Source organism: Photorhabdus antumapuensis (assembly GCF_020387775.1).
In the GTDB taxonomy this organism is placed as follows: domain Bacteria; phylum Pseudomonadota; class Gammaproteobacteria; order Enterobacterales; family Enterobacteriaceae; genus Photorhabdus; species Photorhabdus antumapuensis.
Map to the genome: position 1 here is coordinate 48,189 of NZ_JAHZMK010000053.1, position 21,230 is coordinate 69,418.

The window sequence follows — 21,230 nt, forward strand, 5'->3', positions numbered from 1 at the left end:
TCTTAAATCCAAACAACACTCCAACAACGAACGTGGCTATGATTTTTTCTCAATTTGGTAACAAATTCACACAAGATGCAGGCATAACTCGCCTGATGAATGACCTTAATCAAGGGTTGAGGACGCCTGGTGCAATTATGCTAGGCGGTGGCAACCCGGCACATATCCCGGAAATGGATGACTATTTTCAGCAACTACTGACAGAAATGGCCGCAAACGGTCAACTCACGGATACGCTATGCAACTATGATGGACCTCAAGGAAAGGACACATTGATTCAAGCATTGGCAGAGATGTTGCGCGAAAAATTGGGTTGGGAGATTGGTACACAAAATATTGCCCTGACCAATGGCAGCCAAAGTGCATTCTTTTATCTATTTAACCTGCTAGCTGGACGCGGAGAAGATGGTTCTGTCCGCAAAGTGCTGTTTCCACTAGCACCGGAATATATTGGTTATTCTGACTCAGGGCTGGATGAAGGCTTATTTATTGCCAATAAACCCAATATTGAATTATTGCCAGAAGGCCAATTCAAATATCATGTTGATTTTGACCATCTCAATATTACCGAAGATATTGGCCTGATCTGTGTTTCTCGCCCAACCAACCCAACGGGTAACGTTATCACTGATGAAGAGTTACAACGGCTAGATTGTCTGGCTCAACAACACCAAATTCCATTACTCATTGATAATGCTTATGGCGTGCCATTCCCAAGTATTATTTTCAGCGAAGCTACACCATTGTGGAATCCCAATACTATTCTGTGCATGAGTCTATCCAAATTAGGGCTGCCCGGTTCACGCTGCGGAATCATTATCGCTAACGATAAAATCATCGATGCCGTCAGTAATATGAATGGCATCATCAGCCTTGCGCCGGGCGGTGTGGGCCCCGCAATGGCATTAGAAATGATCCGCCGCAATGACCTACTTCGTTTGTCACAGGACGTTATCCGCCCGTTCTATCAACAACGGGTTCAGGACGTGATTCAGATTATCCGTCGTTATCTGCCAGCAGAACTTTGCCTTATCCATAAACCAGAAGGCGCCATTTTTCTGTGGCTGTGGTTTAAAAACCTGCCAATAACTACAGAAACGCTTTATCAAAGACTGAAAAAACGTGGTGTGTTAATGGTTCCAGGTCACTATTTCTTCCCCGGACTGGAGCAAGACTGGCCGCATGCTCATGAATGCATGCGTATGAATTATGTTCCTGATCCAGAAAGTATTGCAAAAGGGATTGCGATTCTGGCAGAAGAAATTGAGCAGGCACATCAGCAAGCAGCCTGAAATCAATAGTAAATAAAATAATAAATAGTAAATAAAATAAATAGTAAAAAAGCTCCTGCTCGGAAATGCAGGAGCTAAATGACAACGAGGACTTTACATGATTATTTTCAGAATTTGTAGAATGCTTTATGCATAAAGAAGAGAAAGAAACACTCCTTGTTTGCCTACTCTCCTTAAGCAGCCTCTATTCAATCAGAAATTTTTAAATCCAATGCCTCGAATAGGCGGGTTTTTATGCGTTTACTGGTCCCTGAATAAAAATGTTCTCCCCTTTATGACGATAATAAAAGCAGCTAACATATGAGATACACATATTTCTATAAAGCCCAAAAAAGCACCGCCAATAATTGTGGCGATATAATTCTCAAAAACATTGCCAGCGGATAAACTGTCGCATAGGAAAGCGCAACCGCTCCATTAGTACTGTGAATAGCATTAGCAAAAGCTAACGCGGGGGGATCAGTCATTGACCCGGCAAGTACCCCACATAAGCTAAGATAATTCATTTTAGCGACTATACGGGCCAAAATACCGACTGTGAGTAACGGAATAATCGTAATTAAAACACCATAACCTACCCAAACCAGACCATCCCCATATATAAGAGTGCTAACAAAGTCACCACCAGATTTCAGCCCAACAACAGCAAGAAACATCACAATACCCAATTCACGTAATGCAAGATTAGCACTGGGAGGCATGAACCAATATAACTTACCAATGGTCCCTATTCGCCCCAAAATCAAAGCGATCACCAATGGCCCACCTGCTAGTCCAAGGCGCAAAGCAACGGGGAAACCCGGAATAAACAACGGAATTGATCCCAGTAATACCCCAAGACCAATCCCAATAAATACAGGCAACATCTGTACTTGCTGGAGTTTATGTTTTGCATTGCCTAACAGAGAAGCCACCGCTTCAATAGATTCAGGGCGACCAACAATATTTAAAATATCACCAAACTGTAAGCTAGCATTATTACTGGCAACCAGTTCAACCCCCGCACGGTTTAATCGGGTAACAACCACATCATATTTTTGCTTAAGATTCAGTTCACGTATCCGTTTACTCAACACCGCGTCATTAGTCACAACCACTTTGGCAGATTGCAACGTATTACTTGATGTGGACAGAGAAATATCCACTTCCTCACCCAACACCAACCTAACTTTATCCAAATCTTCTCGATGACCCACCAAATACAGGAGATCGCCACTCTGAATCACTGTGGTGGGTGAAGGCACCATAAGCAAATCGTCACGTTTCAAGCGAGAACAAACCACATTATCACGGTTAAGCAGGGGAATATCCTGCATACATAACCCATTCAAGTTTGGGTTACGAACTGCAATATTCATGGTTTGCAAAATTTCGCGACTATGACCATTTTGGCTATCAAATTCTTTAGCTTCACGTTCAATATTCACTTTGAAAAATAGCCGTACCAACCACATCACCAGTAAAATACCGCAAATCCCCATTGGGTATGCCATTGCATATCCCATGCCCATTTGGCTGACAAGCACAGAATCTGAACCAAGATCCGTCAGAATTTGTTGACCGGCGCCGAGAGAGGGAGTATTCGTCACCGCACCAGAGAAAATACCCAGAATAATCGGCAAAGGAACATTAAACAGTTTATGAATAATCGCAGTTACCAACCCACCGATAATCACGATTAATATCGCCAAGCCATTCAGTTTCAATCCCGATCGTCGTAATGAAGAGAAAAAACCCGGCCCTACTTGGATACCAATGGTGTAAACAAACAGCATCAAACCGAATTCCTGAATAAAATGCAGCATATCACTGCTCAATATCAGTTTATAAGTTTGAGCAAAATGACCAACGATAATGCCACCAAACAGCACACCACCAATACCTAATCCAACTCCATATATTTTCCAGTTTCCAATCCACAATCCAAATGCAGCAGCTAATGCCAACATACTCACTGTAAGAGCAATATCACTCATAACCCGCTTCCTTTACCAACAGTTAAAAAACCGGGAGATTAGTTCTGTTTACTCATTGATTCTGCCAGAAATTAAATAGCCGTTATGTGGTTCATCCCACAAATTATAAGGATTTATCCTCCCCAAAGGAGCACAACACTCTTCAGAACGTTATCATTGACAGACAAAAGCCAAATCGTTTTAGCCTTAAAAATTACTTAATTTATAAACTATTCGAATTATCATGATAACTCACATTATTTTTTATTAATTAGAAAACAGAAAAAAATCCTGTTACATAAAAAATTTACGACTTTTTGGTATCAGTACTATGGTCAATGTTGCGGGACGTGATTATAGTGATTGATGTCAAAGCTCTTCGTTAAGGGATTTTGGGAAATAAAGATCACTCAACAAGCTCACACAAGGGCGAACTATTTCAGCGAATTAGCCATACGAGATCGATAAAACCGATGAAGAGTAGTAAATTAATTCTATTTTGCGTCACATCAGGATGGTTGTTAATCAGCGGGTGTACCAGCATCATGACACATTCAGGGCCTAGCTGCGGTTATTACCCCGGCGCTAAAGCTAACATTGAAATGTTAAAAGACAAAGATACGGGTTGGGTAATGAAACCATTACTCGCGGTTGATCTGCCTTTTTCTGCGCTATTAGATACTATCTTATTACCTTATGACTATATAAAATCTGACGAAGATCAATCAGCAAGTTCACCAAAAAAGCGAATTGAAAAAATAGAAAAAGCACAACGTCAAACCAAAACCAATTAATTGATAATCCGTTCCGGTTTATTTATTGCCACCAGTGGATAACCAACTGGTAGCAAATGTATTTATTTTATCCCGGTTTCTACCAAGAAAATTTGCATATCACCATCGATTTCACGCATAAATACAACATGATGGCTATCCGGTGAAATCACCACCGCTTCCGCCGCAGGCGCTTTTTCTGTACGTCTTGTTAAACGCTGCATTTGACCATTTTGTACATTGCATAGCATCACGCTGTTATCACAAATAAAAGCAACAAACTGACCGCTACTTTCCCAACTAAAAGCAGATTGAATGCCACAATAACTCTGGGTTATCTGACGCGGTTCTCCACCATTTGGCGATATTGTCCACAGTTGCACAATACCATCATCATCCCTCATCAGAAAACCAATCTGCTCACCATCCGGTGAAACACGTAGCCAATGACGTGGATTATTGACTACCCCCGGCCAACGCTTATAGTTGGTAAATGTCAGACGACGCTGCATGATATTAGCAGGCGGTGCAGGTAATGTCGTTTCCGTACCTGCCAGTGGTTTTTCCCCTGCTATTGAATACTCAGCATCCTGTTCGGGTAAATCAACAATATAGACTTCCGGTACTTTTTCCCCTGTTGCAGAAATAGTATCGCCAATAAATGCCAATGCCCAACGCTGCCAATGACCATCCGCTTTACGATATCCTGCTTGACCTACCCAACACTCTTCATAGGCGCGGTTAATATCATCACTGCCCGGCTCCGGTTGAAGCGTTGTACTACTGACGACAACGGAGAAATAGCTACCATCATGTTCACGAGGATGGTGTTTAGGTGGTTCAACTGGTTTGAGGGGCACAGCAACAGCGATATTGCGCAAATCAAGCGCTGGATCAAGCTCATGCATAACATGGTCGTTATAAGTAAAACTCAGACGGCTACCATCCGGACTAAATACATGAACATGACTACCTCCGCGCAACGCTCCCGGGGTATAAGGGACGGTAATATCCATGGCATCCAGCGTAACTGCTTTTCCCAGAGAATCCTCACTGACAATTACCCCCCGACGGTGATGAAAGTCATAATGCCATTGCTCATCTGGGAATTCTGGCCCATGAATAAACGCATATCGGACAGGTTCTGTTGGGCTGACTGTCACCACGCCAACATGAGCCCCCTCTTTAGCCTGATAGATAATTTCTGTTTTTCCACTCTGTACATGAATTTTTTCTATCGTTAAACCGGTAAAAGAAGCACCATAAGGACGAACATCATAAGCTAGCCACTGGCTGTCTGGTGTCCAGACATTAATATTGGTAAGCTGGTGGCTGCGATTATCAAACGTGATTTGTCGTTCCTGAAAGGCCATTTTATTATCCTTATATCAGGTTTTTTCGGATAAATAATATTAATCCGAAATGGATGGAACTAAAAAATTTCAGTCGAGACTTTACCACTTCGACATTACTCTTACTTTTTTATGCTGCGCACATTTCATTATCTATGTTACTAAGTGTTCTTTATATCATTGGAATTACCGCTGAAGCGATGACCGGCGCTTTAGCCGCGGGCCGCCGTAAAATGGACATGTTCGGCGTGATTATTATTGCTTCCGTAACGGCGATTGGCGGCGGCTCCGTTCGGGATATACTACTAGGGCATTATCCCCTCGGTTGGGTTAAACACCCTGAATATATCGTCACCGTTGCCGGTGCCGCCGTAATCACCACTTGGGTTGCTCCCATGATGAAGCATTTACGTCGTCTGTTTCTTATCCTCGATGCCATTGGCTTGATTGTTTTCTCCATTATCGGTGCGCAGATTGCACTAGATATGAACTACGGCCCAATCATTGCTTCCATTGCTGCGGTTATCACCGGTGTTTTCGGGGGCGTGTTACGCGATATGTTGTGTAACACCATTCCGTTGGTTTTCCAGAAAGAGATTTATGCCGGTGTCTCTTTTACCTCCGCTTGGTTATATATTGGCTTACAGCACACGCCGTTACCGCAAAACGGCATTGTACTGATTACCCTGATCGTAGGTCTGACAGCAAGATTGGTCGCTATTCGCTACCGCCTTGGATTACCTGTCTTTAATTATGAGCACTCCGATCACTGAACCATACCAACGGGGTTAACCACGACCCCGTTTTCCCGGTCAAAACCCGTTATCCCTGCCACTAACAGTTTCTCTGCAATCGCTTTAATCTGTGTGTCACTGACAAAATCAGTCAACTTTTTCAATTGCCCGACAGTGAGCTGTTGCTTTAACTGTGCGGCGGTTAATTTCTGTTCCAGTTGCTGCCAGTGATAAACATTGTCAGACAGCTTATCCATATAAGGTACCCCAATGCCTTTCATCCAATAGGAAAAAGGCTGATTTTTTGCCTTGCTGAATTGTGAATAAATAGCCTGTGCCCGTTTATCTCCGATTCCCGGTAAGGCCGCAATTTGTTGAGCTGAAAGCGTTAACCAACCGGTTAAATCAGTGACTAACTTCTGTTCGGTCAACATTGCCCAACTACCGCTACTGACACCTGTCATTTGCAAATTTTCACCAAGCCATTTAAGTCGAGCATTAAACTGTTGTTCACAACCTGCCGTTAACGTCAGGCAACTTAGTGAATGATAACGCTGCTTATCTGGCGGCTGAATATCCTGCCGCTCTTTAATCCGCCACACCAACTGATCCAATTTCGGGATGCCATGACCTGCCAGTGTAAGCGTCACCTGATCCCCCGGTAACACATCCAACTGTCGCCAACGACGGACTGAACCAATATTGACTCGGCTGACTTGTCGGTCATCCAGTTTCACCTTATCCAGCCCAAGCACTACTGAGATTTTGCCGGTTCTGCCAATGGTAAAATTAACTTCCCTGACTTGTGTAACCTGATGGCGTAAAGGGTGCTTCCATGCCACAGCCCAACTGTTAGATCCAGACCGCCACTGATTTCCTTTAGGTTCAATTTCTTGTTTCAGCACGATGCCATCTGTGGCAAAAGGCATAGGTTGTTCAAAATAGTGCATCCGCAGTTTCTGCACCTGTTCTAGTGTCTCTATTTTATGACTGTAGCGAAGCGCTAATGGAAAGCCCATATTCGCCAGTTTCTGCAATTTACCTTCCATATCTACAGGGCCATCCGGCCAGCTCCAGATAAACACTCCGACTTGCTTTAATTCTGGCGAATGATCTTTTCGCATCATCAAACCCGCAACACGATTACGAGCGCCATCACTACCGGATAATTGCTGTCTATGCCCCTCTTTATGCAGAAAAAGCTCGCCTTGCAACACCAGATCAGGCGAAGCATTTTCTATATTCTGCGGAATATCGGGAATATGTCGGCTTTTCGCTGTCCAGTCTACGCCTGCGGAACCATTACCCCGGCTAATTAATGAAACTAATTTCCCGTTCTGATAAACCAGTGTTACCGCCACACCATCAATCTTTGGCTGTAACCAAACAGGCAGCCTACCGTACAACCATCGGTTAATTTTCCGTTCGTCTTTCAATTTGCTTAATCCGGTATGAGCAACCGGATGAACAAGCTTATTATCGGGAAAAACTTCCACAGGAAAATCTGAATTAGGTGTTTGTTTCAGGCAGAGCTGCCAATGAATTAGCTCCGCCATTAATTGATCATAAACTTCATCATCGATCTCGCTGATCCCTTTCTGACGATAGAGTTGATCCCATTGAGCCATCTGTTGCATCAGACTCTTTGTTTCACGTTGTAATTTGCTCTGCGGCCATTCGGGACAATTTTTCTCTGTATTCAGCGTCTCAGCCGCGAATATCGGTAAACTGAAAACAATGAACAGAATCAATATCAATAAATTAAGCATCCGTGCTCCCTGGCTATCCATGCAATAACGGCAAGATAGAGGATAAAGAGATTCAGTCCAAGGCAGAGATAATAACTTTGCGAAGCGGTTCGAAGAATAACTATCTGCAATCCCAAAGTAACAGACTTTTTTATACACTGCCCAGAGCGGATATTATGGTGAAAATCTGATGTATTAATATTTGGTTCAGGGCGGCCATCAACGATCATCTCCCGTCGGTTTTCATCGAAAACAGAGGTTTGACCCTTAAACTTATCATATACGATAAGTTTAAGGGTCAATATTGAATATGCACTAGAGCATTGAACTCTATGATGGTGTCGAGGATACGATCCTCAATATGCCACCTAAGATTCAGGCTCGCATGCTAAAACTGCTTGAACTCATTGAAGAACATGGCGCTAATCTTGGAGAACCACAGACTACATCACTGGGAAAAGGTCTATTCGAGATTCGAGCCAAAGCGCAAGAAGGTATTGGACGCAGATTGTTTTGCTATTTGCGAGATTCAAATATCATTGTCCTTCATGTGTTTATTAAGAAAAGCCTAGAAGACACCTAAACAGGATCTTGATCTCGCTTATGAACGAAAGAAGCGAATATTTCCAGACTTGAAAAAGGAAATGGAAACCCAACACTTAAAACACTATTGAACTACGCCAAAGCTTGCAATTGTGAACTGCATTTTGGCTTCAAAACAACTTAATCCAAGCAGTTAATCAATCTATTAAGTATTATTTCGTTATTGTGAACCATTAACCAATGGTTGAACCAAATATAATAACTCAGCCTATCGAATATTCACTCCAAATATTAGCGTACCTGACATCAATTATTACCAACATCAACTTTCTGCGGAATATAAAAAGACAATAACTTTACGAAATAGTTTGGAACATAAATCCTATAAAAAACCAAAAATAACTGAATTTTTATAAACCACATAGAATTGGCATTACGATAAAAACTTAACAATTCCTTATTTCCTACTTTACAATTAATTACTAGTAAATTAGGTTACTCATTCACGTAATAATAGTCATAAAGATGTATATTCGCTCTAAATTCTTCCGTTCAAACCTAATTATTATCACTCTTTTAATTTATTTGTGGAAAATAATCTAAGAACCACTACCAACAATCAGATTCAGTGTTAACCTGAAGTTATCAACTGATAACTTTTTTCTATTATCCTTTTAAAAAAAAGATTGCTATTCTTATTTATGTCTTCATAGCAATAAAAAGTCATCTTACACCGCAAGGGATAAGTTTTATGGCATAGACTCCCTGTGGGTAAAGGTAAATCCGATATAACCTTATTAGGAGAGTAATATGAATCAAAATGACAATTTCTCCCCAGATATGAGTCACAATAATAGTTTTATAAATCAATATCGGGCATCTGAAAGAAGAAATAATACTTCTAGTAGCAATACCTCCATTGTATCTAATGGTGGAGCGACCGCTCTGCTATTACAAAATGGCAGTGTGATCGCTTGGGGGGATGAGCTTTATGGCGGCTTGGTTCCACCAGAAATCGCCACACTAAAGGATATCGTCAGCCTGCATGCAACAGGTATGGCTTTCGTGGCACTACGGGCGAATCGTAGCGTAGTCGCTTGGGGGGATCGGGAATATGGTGGCCTAATTCCGCCAGAAATTGCCGCATTAAAGGATATTGTCAGCCTGAGTTTAGCAAGTACTGCTGTCACCGCCCTAAGGGCAGATCGCAGCGTAGTGGCTTGGGGGACTCACGGTTGGGGCGGACAAATCCCACCAGAAATTGCCAAATTGAAAGATATCATCAGCATAAGTGCAACAAATTTTGCTTTCTCAGCCCTACGGGCAGATCGCAGCCTAGTCGCTTGGGGATATTCTGATGCTGGTGGCAAGTTACCACCTGAGATCGCCAAATTACAAGATATTGTCAGTCTGAGTACAACAAGCCTTGCTTTCGCAGCCCTACGGGCAAACCACAGCGTGGTCACTTGGGGGAATCAAGGTCAAGAAAAAGAACAGCTTCCACCTGAAATCGCTAAATTGCAGGATATTGTCAAGCTGAGTTCAACAGGTATGTCTTTCTTAGCACAGAGAGCTGACCGCAGTCTGGTAGCCTGGGGAAATCCAGATGCAGGTGGCCTACTCCCACCTGAAATTGCCAAATTACAGGATATTGTCAGTTGGAGTACAACGGGAAATTCATTTGCTGTTCTGCGGGCAAACCATAGTGTGGTCGCATGGGGCGATGAAAAATCAGGCGGTCTACTCCCACCTGAAATTGCCAAATTGCAAGATATCGTCAGTCTGAATTCATCAGTATCCTCATTTTCAGCTCTGCGGGCAGATCGTAGCGTAGTAGCGTGGGGAAATCCGGATTCCGGCGGCCAAGTCCCATCCGAAATTGCCAAATTACAGGATATCATCGCCATTGAAGCAACAATATCTGCATTCGCGGCCCTACGAGCAGATCGCAGCATAGTCGCTTGGGGTGATCCAGATTCAGGTGGCCTCATCCCACCTGAAATTGCCAAATTGCAGGATATCGTCAGCTTAGATTCTGCCGGAAAAACATTTATGGCCTTACGAGCGAATGGTCAAATAGTAGCTTGGGATACTAAAGTGCATAGTGCATAGTGAATATGATTAGCTCACATCCATTGCATTGTTTGTTTATGTGTAGACCCAAAAAATATGCCAGTGGCAAATATACCTGAACGGTATACCGTCAAACGGGCTATTAAAGGTGAAAAGGGAAAAAACATCGGACAGTCAATACAAGGTGTTGTTTAACTTTTGGCAACACCTCCAACAGGCAGAGCTGGAGTCCAATGAAGCAACCCAATGAAACCTGTCGTTAAAACGGGTAACGCGTAATGATGACCAACACGCTATCTAACTAACCGGAAAAGAGGAATCCCTGAAAGGTAGATGTAATTTAACCAGGACGGGATTACAGCAACAAATGAAAATTTCTAACCTGGCAACTGGGGAATAACTCCCCATTGGAGTATCCAATGTATGCAGATAACACTCTCATCAACAAAATGAAGCAAAATTTCGGCCAAATGACAACTTACTACCGCCGCTGGCTAATATCGGCGGGTGGTGTCTGTTTGTCGGTAAGTGCGCTTTTTTCCACCTCAGCGTTTGCAGACGACTGGATGAACTGGAATTCCACTCATGCCATCAAAGCCCTTGGGCATCCGGTAGTTCATGGAAAAGACAACAACGGTAAGCCGGTTCGTTATCCACCCGTAGGTACTAGTAATTTGCTCGGTGTATTACCGTCAGTAGTAGAGAAAAGTTTTCCACAAACGGGCAAACCTAATCAGTTAAAAGACGTCATATTCTGGGTCAAAGCGAAACATAACATCTTCATAGTCCCGCACGTGGTCACAGGTAAATACACTTGTAAGATGAGTACCAAACGTAAAGATGGGAGCGGGGGACAGGCTACGCTAACCCTTAGTACGGATGCAGTCGTTGAAAATCAAGATTATGCGTCCTTCAAAGGGGACACCAAAGTCATGGAATCTTATCTGACTGACCTGGTTTATTCTGTACGATGCAACGGAACAGGGTTTTCATGGGAACGACAACCTAACGAGAAAGTCCGATTCGAAAAAACTTGGGAAAATCCAGTTCCGTCAATTGAAATGCAAGACAAACAAATCTGGATTCATAATGTTGCTTTCTGGAGTCCACCAGATAACGTTAGCAAACAGCCCAATGGTGAGTTTTTTAACGACCCTGCCATCCTTGCTACCCAAGAGAAGGTGAAGCCCTGACCGATGGATATCATTTATCCGGGATGTAGCGGTAGTAACAAATATAAATCTTTAACAAGACAATCGGGAAGCAATTCCCGGTTGAATATCCAATGAATAGTGATATAACACTTAATTATAATTCACTCTGTCTTTTATTAATCTTAAATATCAGCATAATTAATTGCAGTTGTTACATCGACTTTCTACGGTTAATTATGCCTACAGTAAAAGCTGAATTAATCACCTATAAAAAGAAACTTGCGGGCGCAAAAGATGAAGGTTTTTCATTGATCAGTTTTTGTAAATCTCATCATTTTCCCCGTTTCCTGCCTCGTATTTAAACTTTCCCATTTCCATTAAATTGACATTCGGATTTTTTCGCTTTTACTTTTCATCTATTTGATCTTTAAGGTTTAAAGCCAGAAAAGGTAAAAGAGATACCAATAATATTAAAATAAAAGCCTCTTTTTCAATACTGTTAAATACAATTGTTCTTTCTTCGCTATACGGTTAACCTTGTTAAATGTTTTAATATAATCCCATGTTTTTGTTATTTGGTTAACCTTATCACCTTATTAATCAATCTAAAATCCGTTTTTCCTGATGTTTTCTCTTCCAATATCAGTATAACATCGAATCTTTTATCCGCTTTAAAAAATCCTCAATCACGGTTTTTTACCTTTGATGATTAAAGTTTTTACCTGTTTTTTCTGATTAAAATAGAATGACGAATAAAAAAAGCACACTTCTAACCCCGGCCCCTTTTTTTATTCATTTTTTCGCAATTAATAATTAAATGCACAGGCTGCATTAAATATTTGCACATCAATAACGTAGAAGAACGTTTATGGTCACAGAAACAGTCACTCACTCCACACTGAATCGCCCGAACTGTGCGGAAGCACTATTTGCAGCCAATAAAGCGGTCCTATGTGTAAGGAGATATGATGGAGCTGGAACGGAAGCCAATGACCCTGATTATTTACGAAAAATAAGCCACCAAATTCCGTATTACAGATAAATGCCGACTGAAAAAGTCAAATCCCCGCGATACAAAATACCCATTAGCCATCCTTCCCCAAGAAAATTTCTACGGAAATGCATCGGTAACGCGACACGTATGAGCAGGTACGTGTATACTGTTACAAGAATTTTATTCTGCTTTTATTTATACCCAGTAGATTTCAAGTTGCAGCGCAGCGGTAAAAGCAGCAACCTGAAAGATGAAGGGTATACATTATTATCCAATCAACCAAGATATCATCATGATCCAAGGCACATTATATATTGTCTCTGCGCCAAGCGGGGCGGGTAAATCAAGTCTGATTCAGGCTTTATTAAAAACACAACCTTTGTACGATACTCAGGTTTCTGTTTCCCATACCACGCGCGCAATGCGTCCCGGTGAAAATCATGGTGAACACTATTTCTTTATCACTGAAGAAGCCTTTTGCCAAATGATCGATAATCACGAATTTCTGGAACACGCCCGTGTTTTCGGTAATTATTACGGCACATCCCAGAAAGTGATTGAAGAAACCCTTGCCAGTGGCGTTGATGTCTTTCTTGATATCGATTGGCAAGGCGCGCAGCAGATCCGCAAAAAAATGCCCTCTGCCCGCAGTATTTTTATCCTGCCACCGTCAAAAGAAGAGCTTTGCCGCCGTCTGCGCGGTCGGGGTCAGGACAGTGAAGACATTATTGAAAAACGCATGGAGCAGGCTGTTGCAGAAATGGTTCACTATAACGAGTATGATTATTTAATCGTTAATGATGCTTTCAATACTGCATTGGCCGATCTGCACACCATTATCCGTTCAGAACGCCTGCATCGGGAACGCCAGGCACAACGGCATGATGCTTTAATCAGCAAATTATTGGCAGACTGAACCCAATTTCAGTATTATGCCCAGTCATTTCTTTACCTGTGGAGTCGCACACATATGGCACGCGTAACTGTTCAAGACGCTGTAGAAAAAATTGGTAACCGTTTTGACCTGGTGTTGGTCGCTGCTCGTCGAGCACGTCAACTGCAAACAGGCGGTAAAGACCCGCTGGTTGCTGAAGAGAACGATAAAGTGACCGTTATCGCTCTGCGTGAAGTGGAAGAGGGTCTGATTAACGGTAAAATCCTGGATGTACGTGAGCGCCAGGAACAACAAGAGCAGGAAGCAGCAGAAATGCAGGCGGTTTCCGCTATCGCAGAAAGTCGTCGTTAATCTACGGTAGGTCTGCCTTGTACCTGTTCGAAAGCCTGAATCTGCTGATCCAAAAATACCTGCCTGGGAGTCAGATTGAACTCCTCAAGCAGGCTTATTCTGTTGCACGGGATGCCCATGAAGGGCAAACCCGTACCAGTGGTGAACCCTACATTACGCACCCTGTCGCGGTTGCCTGTATTCTGGCCGAGATGCGTCTCGACCATGAGACACTGATGGCCGCTTTGTTGCATGATGTTATTGAAGACACACCCGCCACCTTTCAGGATATCGCACAACCTTTTGGCCCTGTGGTCGCTGGGTTAGTTGAGGGAGTTTCCAAGCTTGATAAGCTGAATTTCCGCGATAAAAAAGAGGCACAAGCAGAAAACTTCCGCAAAATGATCATGGCGATGGTGCAAGATATTCGCGTCATTTTGATCAAACTGGCAGACCGTACCCATAATATGCGTACTCTCGGGGCGTTACGTCCAGATAAACGCCGTCGTATCGCCCGGGAAACGTTAGAGATCTACAGCCCCTTAGCCCACCGTCTGGGGATTCATCATCTGAAAACGGAGTTAGAGGAATTAGGGTTTGAGGCCCTTCACCCTAACCGCTACCGGGTTATCAAAGAGGTGGTAAAAGCGGCCCGTGGTAACCGTAAGGAGATGATCCAGAAAATTCTGTCTGAAATTGCAGGCCGGCTGGCCGAAGCCAGTATTGAGTGCAAAGTCAGTGGCAGGGAAAAACATCTCTATTCTATCTACCGGAAAATGCACCTCAAAGAGCAACGTTTCCATTCTATTATGGATATCTATGCATTTCGGGTCATCGTTAATAATGTTGATATCTGCTATCGGGTTTTGGGGCAGATGCACAGCCTGTATAAACCCCGCCCGGGCAGAGTAAAAGATTACATTGCCATCCCCAAGGCCAACGGCTATCAATCTTTGCACACATCCCTGATTGGCCCGCACGGCGTGCCTGTTGAAGTCCAGATCCGCACCGAAGATATGGATCAAATGGCTGAAATGGGCGTCGCAGCACACTGGGCTTACAAAGAACAAGGTGAATCCGGTACAGCCGCGCAAGTTCGTGCTCAGCGCTGGATGCAAAGTTTGCTGGAACTACAGCAAAGTGCCGGCAGCTCTTTTGAATTTATCGAAAGCGTTAAATCTGATCTGTTTCCTGATGAGATTTACGTTTTTACCCCGAAAGGGCGCATTGTGGAATTACCCGCCGGTGCCACCCCAGTTGACTTTGCTTATGCCGTACACACCGATATTGGTCACGCCTGCGTGGGTTCACGAGTGGATCGTCAGCCATATCCATTGTCTCAATCGCTGACCAGCGGCCAAACCGTTGAAATTATCACCGCGCCGGGCGCTCGTCCAAATGCTGCCTGGCTGAACTTTGTCGTCAGTTCAAAAGCCCGCGCTAAAATCCGTCAGTTGCTGAAAAACCTTAAGCGGGAAGACTCCATTGGGCTGGGCCGCCGCCTGTTAAATCACGCGTTAGGTAATGGGAAAAAACTGGTTGATATTCCACAGGAAAATATCAATAAAGAGTTGACGAGAATGAAACTCTCAACAATAGATGATCTACTGGCTGAAATCGGGCTTGGCAATACCATGAGTATCGTCGTCGCCCGCAACCTGTTAAGCGAACAGGAAAATACCACAAACACCCGTAGCCATAACAGCGGAGCACGTAAATTGCCCATCAAAGGCGCTGACGGTGTGCTTATTACGTTTGCCAAATGTTGCCGACCCATCCCCGGTGACCCGATTATCGCCCATATCAGCCCCGGCAAAGGGTTGGTTATCCACCATGAATCCTGCCGTAACATTCGCGGCTATCAGAAAGAACCCGAAAAATTTATGGCCGTTGAATGGGATAAAGAGATCAATAACGATTTCACCGCCGAAATAAAAGTGGATATGTTTAACCACCAGGGGGCTTTAGCAAATCTGACAGCCGCCATTAATGCAGCCAATTCCAGTATTCAAAGTATGAATACAGAAGAGAAAGATGGTCGTGTTTACTGCGCTTTTATCCGGCTGACCACCAAAGACCGTATTCAGTTAGCGAATATTATGCGCAAAATCCGAATTATGCCGGATGTGATGCGAGTCAGCCGTAACAGAAACTAAACCGGATAGCCCGCGAAAATCAGCAGGCGAACAGCTAACAGCGCTATCCACCGCCGACCCACAAGACTCGACCGGCAATGACGGCACTAGTGGCACGTCATCCCGGTTATCAAAGAACAGACCAATCAATGCTGAATTAACCTCATCCAGTATACGGTCTAACCAACCCTCTTCACCCACACCAAACATCAATACTAACCCGATAGCGATAAACAACAGTGGCAAGATCCATGTTCGGCACCAATACGCTAACAGCATACGGGGATACAGCGAGTAGCGAATTTTGTTGCCCAATAAGAATCCACAGGCAATCAGCAATACAATACCGATAACCAGTACCACCCGGCTTATCAGCATCCCATAAGGCATCACACACAGAATCGATAAAAACTCATTCTTCCACATGTGTGATACGACTCAGGAGATAAACGGACCACAAGCCCGCTGCAAAAACCAAGTGCGTATGTGATTAGCTTGTGATGATGTCCGGGAGCGCGTCGACTTCACCGTTTTCGTTACCGGTGCCTGACCCTTCTGGGGTATAGGTTCAACGACTGCCGTAACAATCAGCATCAGCCGGCGACTTCCCTGCTTCTCACGAAAGAAGACTTTTTCACAGGCAATCACATCACGTCTCTCATTATAGATATAATTCATCACATCTGTTGCCCGGCGTTCTGTCACTCGGAACACCTGGCTGATTTCACTTTTGGTAAATCCGCTCCCCTTCAATAATCCCCAATACGCGACCGCCATGTACAACGGTGTATCATTCAAATGAGACAAGCAGGCAGGCAGACGAAAATTTCCATGATTACTTTGTTTACCCGTAATAGTCTGACTTCCAAGCAAATCGGTCTGGCTGCCGCTTATCTGAAGCAGCATTGAATCATTAACATTGATTGTCATTTTACTCTCCCCCGATGACTAACTGGTCTACCTGTTACCACATGAGAAATGAAATACTGTGATTTATCTGAAATGAAATACCTATAGGCTAATCTGCCCACCCTATTTAATGATTTGTGTAAAAATAACTTCCATAGTGGGATTATTTCACTACCAAAGTCACGTCCATAGACGTCTCAAAAGGACCATAATCCTTAGCTTGTATCGGCCCGGTCTGTATAAGAGCCACAGTAAAGTCGTTGGCGGATCTAGTCGTCTGTGGCTGGTTCTGCACACTAAAGTTCAGAATATCTTTAGCCTCACGGCTGAATGGTATTGACTTGCCGATTGCAATACCTGATGCCAAAGTCGTCGACTGACCTATACTTCGTAGTTTCAGTTCTACCCTCAGCGGTTTACCAGGCACAGATATACCGTCGCCATCTGGATACGGAGTAGACAACGTCAAAATAACGTTCCCGCCTGTAGCATTTTTCTTATCGCTTACAGTGCAATCAATAATTAGCCTTAAACCAAACCTCTCGGAGCCATCTCCATTATAAATCGTAGCCGGGTATGGTCCGTACGACTGGCGAACCTCGCCAAAGGGAAAAACACTCCGCCAACTACCTGAATTTGCTGAGGCGAGACTACAAACTGGAAGCTCCAGTATTGTTGCAGGATCGCTAAGGCTCTTATTGGAACTCAAATCTTTATGAAGGCCTGATGTCGACCCCCATCCTACAAAATCCATGCCATTAATTAAAAATTCCACTGGTGTGTCACGGCTAGTCTCGAATTCAATGTCCTTGCTAAGTTCTCTCTCCCATGAAAATCCGGTCCCACTACAAGACATATCAAAAAGGAGCTCACTTAGTGCAGCATTTTCTATGTCTTCAGAGTCTGACCTAAGGAAATCCTCAGTACCATAATTATTACCCACAGCAGCTTCCGCTTCATATTTATGCGAGGCTGTCCCTGGGCGACCGTCTTTAAAGCGGGCATTGATTGTACATTCGTACTTACCTGAAATAACTTTTGGGGTCATAAAAAAATGTGTATTCCCCGCTCTAATATTGAATTTGGTGTCTTTCAGTTTTGCGCCAGGAGTCGCCGTAGTTGTTACTTTTATATCCCTCATTATGGGAAAAACCCCATCAAGGTTAGCAGTACCATTTGCCGGATAGCGGATCATCGTGTTGTCCATCGGCCGTACCCTCTGAGGTGGCCCAAGAGCCTGAATAATCTTCTCGGCGCTCCACTGTCCAACGGCTTCCCCCGCAAGCGCCAAAGGAGCAGAAAAGATACCCATAGACAAACAGATTCCCCCTGCCCATATCGGCCACCAGCGACAACGAACCGCTATCCGCCCTAAATCCCATTTCATCCTGTTCATAAGCGTTTTATCGGTATTCATTGGATGCTCAACCGGAAATTACTCCCCAGTTGTCCTGTTAGAAATTTTCATTAGTTACCCTCTCCCCATCCTAGATAAATCACCTATTATCCTAGGGGCTTACTTTCTTCTGGCTATCGTTCTCTGTATCGGGTCGCCCGTACAGATCGTCACTATTATTCCCCCATTTCAGCGACAGGTTTCGTTCAGCTGCTTCATTGGACTCCAGCTCTTATCCGCCTTCTTCATCGGCGGCTCACCCAAGTTAAATGCCACCTCGCACTGACTGTCTGGCGCATTGCCCCATTTCACTTTCAATACCCCATTTAACGGCATACCGCTCAGGTACACTTGTCCACCCTCTCCCACTATCGCCGCCAAACCTTGGTTTGTATCCCCTTTCAGCATTGCCATGGCCCCAAACGGTACGGGTTTACCATTGTGGGTTAGATTCATCATCAATTGCTGCCCGATACGCACGGGATAATCCACCATCACCACGGCACCTTGAGTTGGGAATACGTTCTTACTACCCTGCATCATGCTCGCCCCTTCCGGCAACGATGATGGGTCCAGGCTGATACTGTTACGGTTGTACGTCCGGGCATACGGCACAACCGCATACCCCCAGCGATTAGTCGTAACCTGGCTGGAATTCATCACACGAATGCCTTCAACCCCTGCGGTCCGAACTAATACAGCAGCATCTCCAATACGTGATGCTAAGGTGATACCATGTTGATGAGCTAACAGCCCGCCACTAAATCCGTAGTTCACACCACGCCCGCCTTGTGAATCGTAGTTGTACCCCAAGCTGGCCTGCCCAAAGGCGTCTCTGTATCCCATCGACACTGACCCGCTGTTTCCCTGACCTTGATTAGCCTGGCTTTGTGATACGTTCCAGGACAAACTATTGTCATCCAATATTGAACCGCCTACGCCCAGTTGGTTACTACTACGTCCTGTACTATCATGGGACAAACTGTAGTTGGCATATGCATTATTTAGAACCGCATAGGAGCCAAACAAACTCAGCGGAACGTTCAGGTTCAATGATACTTGCCGGTTCTCAGGCCAGTCGCCGTTACCGCGCGTGCGATCAATACTGTAATTAAGCCCCCAACTTACTTTGGAAAAAGAACCACTCAATCCCATTGACAACGTGGTGTTGGTTTTAGAACTGCCCCAGTAGTTATCCCGTTGACCACTGAGCCACAGAGAATAGTTACCGGGCAACGACTGACTCAGGCTCATCTGCCAGCTACTGCGACGTCGCTCAGAAATCCAAGGAGGGAGCCCCTCCCAAGAACTGTAGCCTTGGGTGTTGGCATCCGAGAAACTCAGGTAGTTACGGGTAGAATAGCGGTAGGCTGTTAAATCCACCGTGGTACCGGTCGTCATCATATTTTTCGAATATTTTGCGCGGTAAGACTCTCCCCGCAGGGTGTCAGTCGTATTTTGCAACCGGGTTCGGGAGGTCGTGACATCTGTGGATAACGCCCCCATCATACCAAGGGATAGCCCTGCCCCCAGTGCCGCAGACTGATAAGATTGCGCTACCAAACCACCGCCATATAAAGTGACGTTGCCCGGCAGACCGTAAATAAGCGAAGCCATACCAAATACTGGTTCACGTATTCCACGGCTATATCTGCCACTCTGATGATAGCGCCCGGCGGCTACTTCATACTTGAATCGTCCTTGACGTAGCATAATGGGCAAACTGGAATATGCCTGACTGAATCCATGATGGGTACCATCCGCCTCAGTTATTGTGACCTGCAAGTCGCCACTGGTACTGCTGCCCACCAGATCCGTGATACGAAATGGACCTGGTGCCACGTTAGTTTGGTAAATCACATTGCCGTTCTGCGTCACGGTGATTTGAGCATTGGATTTAGCTATCCCACTGATAATTGGAGAAAAATAACTCTGCCCGCCCGACATCATCGGGTCGCTGGTAGCAAGCCCAACACCACGATAAGGAAAACCATCAAATACCTGACCAGCCACACTACCCGTCGAAGTATCCCCTATCGTCAGATCACTACGTAACGCTACTACATCCCGCTGCAAGTAGGTTTGCAGGAAATTCCATCTTTGCTGAGACTGAGTCGCTTTCTTCACTGCATCATTAAATGAGTCATACCGATTATAAGTCTGAGCACTATAAGAATAGGTGGCAGTATTACGAAGACGCCAGGCTCCCAAATTCAACCCAGAATTGAAACTACCGAACAGACTCTGCCCAGTCTGTTTATTGCCAAATTGTGAACGTCGGTTCTGACTACCATTGATGTTATAGTTCAACAGAAAAGCCGGAATGCCCTCCTGCCACAACTTCGGATCAACCTGTTCACCCGTTGAAGGTTTCATCGCTATTTGGGGTACACCCAGATTCAACCGCATCTGGGAAAAATTTAGACGAGCCGTCGCCTGAGGAATGAATTTACTCAATGGGCCATCTATCGGCTTATCCATCGGCAACACTTTCAGTGCCGGTGTACCACTGATATTAACACCCGCCGCTGCCAACAAATCTGGGGTAAGTACCGGAACCAACTCCCCATTGCCACCACTGCCAAGCTGGAAAATAATGTCACGTGAGTCAAAAAAAGTGCCATTCATGTAAATGTCAACACGGTAAGTCCCCGGTGCCTGACCTCCAGCCGTTTCAAACTGTGATAAGTCCACCGATTGCCCTGAATTTGAGCCAAAGTCCAGTAAGGCCGGATCAAAATAGTCACGCGCTGCCGCTTGAACACTCCAGCCAGCCAGCAACACCAACATCACTCGACAAAAAACTGGAGAAAAACGCAACCCAACTCCGCGCTTTGATACCGTCAGAGAAGTAGAAATACCTTGATTTATACGACAAGTAGACGGCCGTTCTGAACGACGGCTCATTGCCGAAATTAACTCTTTCATTCTTAATTGCCATCTCTTA

Annotated in this window: 17 protein-coding genes; 10 read left to right on the forward strand and 7 right to left on the reverse strand. The window is 44.4% G+C overall.

Features of this window, described 5'->3' with window-relative positions; translation table 11 throughout:
• Positions 1–38 precede the first annotated feature (38 nt).
• The gene (locus KZ793_RS19545; protein WP_225816846.1) at positions 39–1,292 is read left to right on the forward strand and encodes a valine--pyruvate transaminase; all 1,254 of its coding nucleotides are present in this window, start codon (positions 39–41) and stop codon (positions 1,290–1,292) included.
• A 317-nt stretch (positions 1,293–1,609) separates the two neighbouring features.
• On the opposite strand, the gene KZ793_RS19550 is transcribed toward KZ793_RS19545, so the two are convergent.
• A complete protein-coding gene (locus tag KZ793_RS19550; protein ID WP_225816847.1) occupies positions 1,610–3,268 on the reverse strand; it encodes a putative transporter in 1,659 nt (552 codons plus the stop codon).
• A gap of 452 nt (positions 3,269–3,720) precedes the next feature.
• Here KZ793_RS19550 and KZ793_RS19555 point away from each other — a divergent pair, with 452 nt between their 5' ends.
• On the forward strand, positions 3,721–4,041 hold the full coding sequence (locus KZ793_RS19555; RefSeq protein WP_225816848.1) for a YceK/YidQ family lipoprotein: 321 nt from the start codon (positions 3,721–3,723) through the stop codon (positions 4,039–4,041).
• A gap of 62 nt (positions 4,042–4,103) precedes the next feature.
• Here KZ793_RS19555 and KZ793_RS19560 read toward each other — a convergent pair whose 3' ends face one another.
• The gene (locus KZ793_RS19560) at positions 4,104–5,393 is read right to left on the reverse strand and encodes a DUF3748 domain-containing protein (RefSeq protein WP_225816849.1); all 1,290 of its coding nucleotides are present in this window, start codon (positions 5,391–5,393) and stop codon (positions 4,104–4,106) included.
• A 134-nt stretch (positions 5,394–5,527) separates the two neighbouring features.
• Between KZ793_RS19560 and KZ793_RS19565 the strand changes: the two genes are divergently transcribed.
• Positions 5,528–6,145: a trimeric intracellular cation channel family protein gene (locus KZ793_RS19565; RefSeq protein WP_225816894.1), complete on the forward strand. Its 618-nt coding sequence runs from the start codon at positions 5,528–5,530 to the stop codon at positions 6,143–6,145.
• Here the strand turns inward: KZ793_RS19565 and ligB are convergent.
• Positions 6,139–7,875, reverse strand: a complete 1,737-nt coding sequence (gene ligB, locus KZ793_RS19570) for an NAD-dependent DNA ligase LigB (RefSeq protein ID WP_225816850.1) — start codon at positions 7,873–7,875, stop codon at positions 6,139–6,141. The two genes, KZ793_RS19565 and ligB, sit on opposite strands and share 7 nt — an antisense overlap.
• 340 nt (positions 7,876–8,215) lie before the next feature.
• Here ligB and KZ793_RS19575 point away from each other — a divergent pair, with 340 nt between their 5' ends.
• The 7 genes from KZ793_RS19575 (at position 8,216) to spoT (ending at position 15,999) form a co-directional block, all read left to right on the forward strand.
• Positions 8,216–8,437 carry a type II toxin-antitoxin system RelE/ParE family toxin gene (locus KZ793_RS19575; protein WP_225816851.1) on the forward strand — a complete coding sequence of 74 codons (222 nt, stop codon included), beginning with the start codon at positions 8,216–8,218 and terminating at the stop codon, positions 8,435–8,437.
• A 39-nt stretch (positions 8,438–8,476) separates the two neighbouring features.
• Positions 8,477–8,581 (forward strand): helix-turn-helix transcriptional regulator, encoded by a 105-nt coding sequence (locus KZ793_RS22740; RefSeq protein ID WP_225816895.1) that lies wholly within the window; start codon positions 8,477–8,479, stop codon positions 8,579–8,581.
• A 626-nt stretch (positions 8,582–9,207) separates the two neighbouring features.
• Positions 9,208–10,509 (forward strand): RCC1 domain-containing protein, encoded by a 1,302-nt coding sequence (locus tag KZ793_RS19585; RefSeq protein ID WP_225816852.1) that lies wholly within the window; start codon positions 9,208–9,210, stop codon positions 10,507–10,509.
• Positions 10,510–10,940: 431 nt separating this feature from the next.
• Complete coding sequence (locus tag KZ793_RS19590) at positions 10,941–11,663, forward strand: hypothetical protein (protein ID WP_225816853.1); 723 nt, start codon at positions 10,941–10,943, stop codon at positions 11,661–11,663.
• 1,247 nt (positions 11,664–12,910) lie between these two features.
• A complete protein-coding gene (gene gmk, locus KZ793_RS19595) occupies positions 12,911–13,534 on the forward strand; it encodes a guanylate kinase (protein ID WP_152963294.1) in 624 nt (207 codons plus the stop codon).
• Between the two features lie 54 nt (positions 13,535–13,588).
• Complete coding sequence (gene rpoZ, locus KZ793_RS19600; RefSeq protein ID WP_011144672.1) at positions 13,589–13,864, forward strand: DNA-directed RNA polymerase subunit omega; 276 nt, start codon at positions 13,589–13,591, stop codon at positions 13,862–13,864.
• A gap of 17 nt (positions 13,865–13,881) precedes the next feature.
• Positions 13,882–15,999 (forward strand): bifunctional GTP diphosphokinase/guanosine-3',5'-bis pyrophosphate 3'-pyrophosphohydrolase, encoded by a 2,118-nt coding sequence (spoT, locus tag KZ793_RS19605; protein ID WP_225816854.1) that lies wholly within the window; start codon positions 13,882–13,884, stop codon positions 15,997–15,999.
• On the opposite strand, the gene KZ793_RS19610 is transcribed toward spoT, so the two are convergent.
• From KZ793_RS19610 to KZ793_RS19625, 4 genes are all read right to left on the reverse strand, one after another.
• Positions 15,931–16,404: a hypothetical protein gene (locus tag KZ793_RS19610; protein WP_225816855.1), complete on the reverse strand. Its 474-nt coding sequence runs from the start codon at positions 16,402–16,404 to the stop codon at positions 15,931–15,933. The two genes, spoT and KZ793_RS19610, sit on opposite strands and share 69 nt — an antisense overlap.
• Before the next feature lie 12 nt (positions 16,405–16,416).
• On the reverse strand, positions 16,417–16,908 hold the full coding sequence (locus KZ793_RS19615; protein ID WP_225816856.1) for a CaiF/GrlA family transcriptional regulator: 492 nt from the start codon (positions 16,906–16,908) through the stop codon (positions 16,417–16,419).
• Positions 16,909–17,050: 142 nt separating this feature from the next.
• Entirely contained in the window at positions 17,051–18,304 is a 1,254-nt protein-coding gene (locus KZ793_RS19620) for a hypothetical protein (protein ID WP_225816857.1), read from the reverse strand.
• 168 nt (positions 18,305–18,472) lie between these two features.
• Positions 18,473–21,211 (reverse strand): fimbria/pilus outer membrane usher protein, encoded by a 2,739-nt coding sequence (locus tag KZ793_RS19625; RefSeq protein ID WP_225816858.1) that lies wholly within the window; start codon positions 21,209–21,211, stop codon positions 18,473–18,475.
• Between the last annotated feature and the right edge of the window lie 19 nt (positions 21,212–21,230).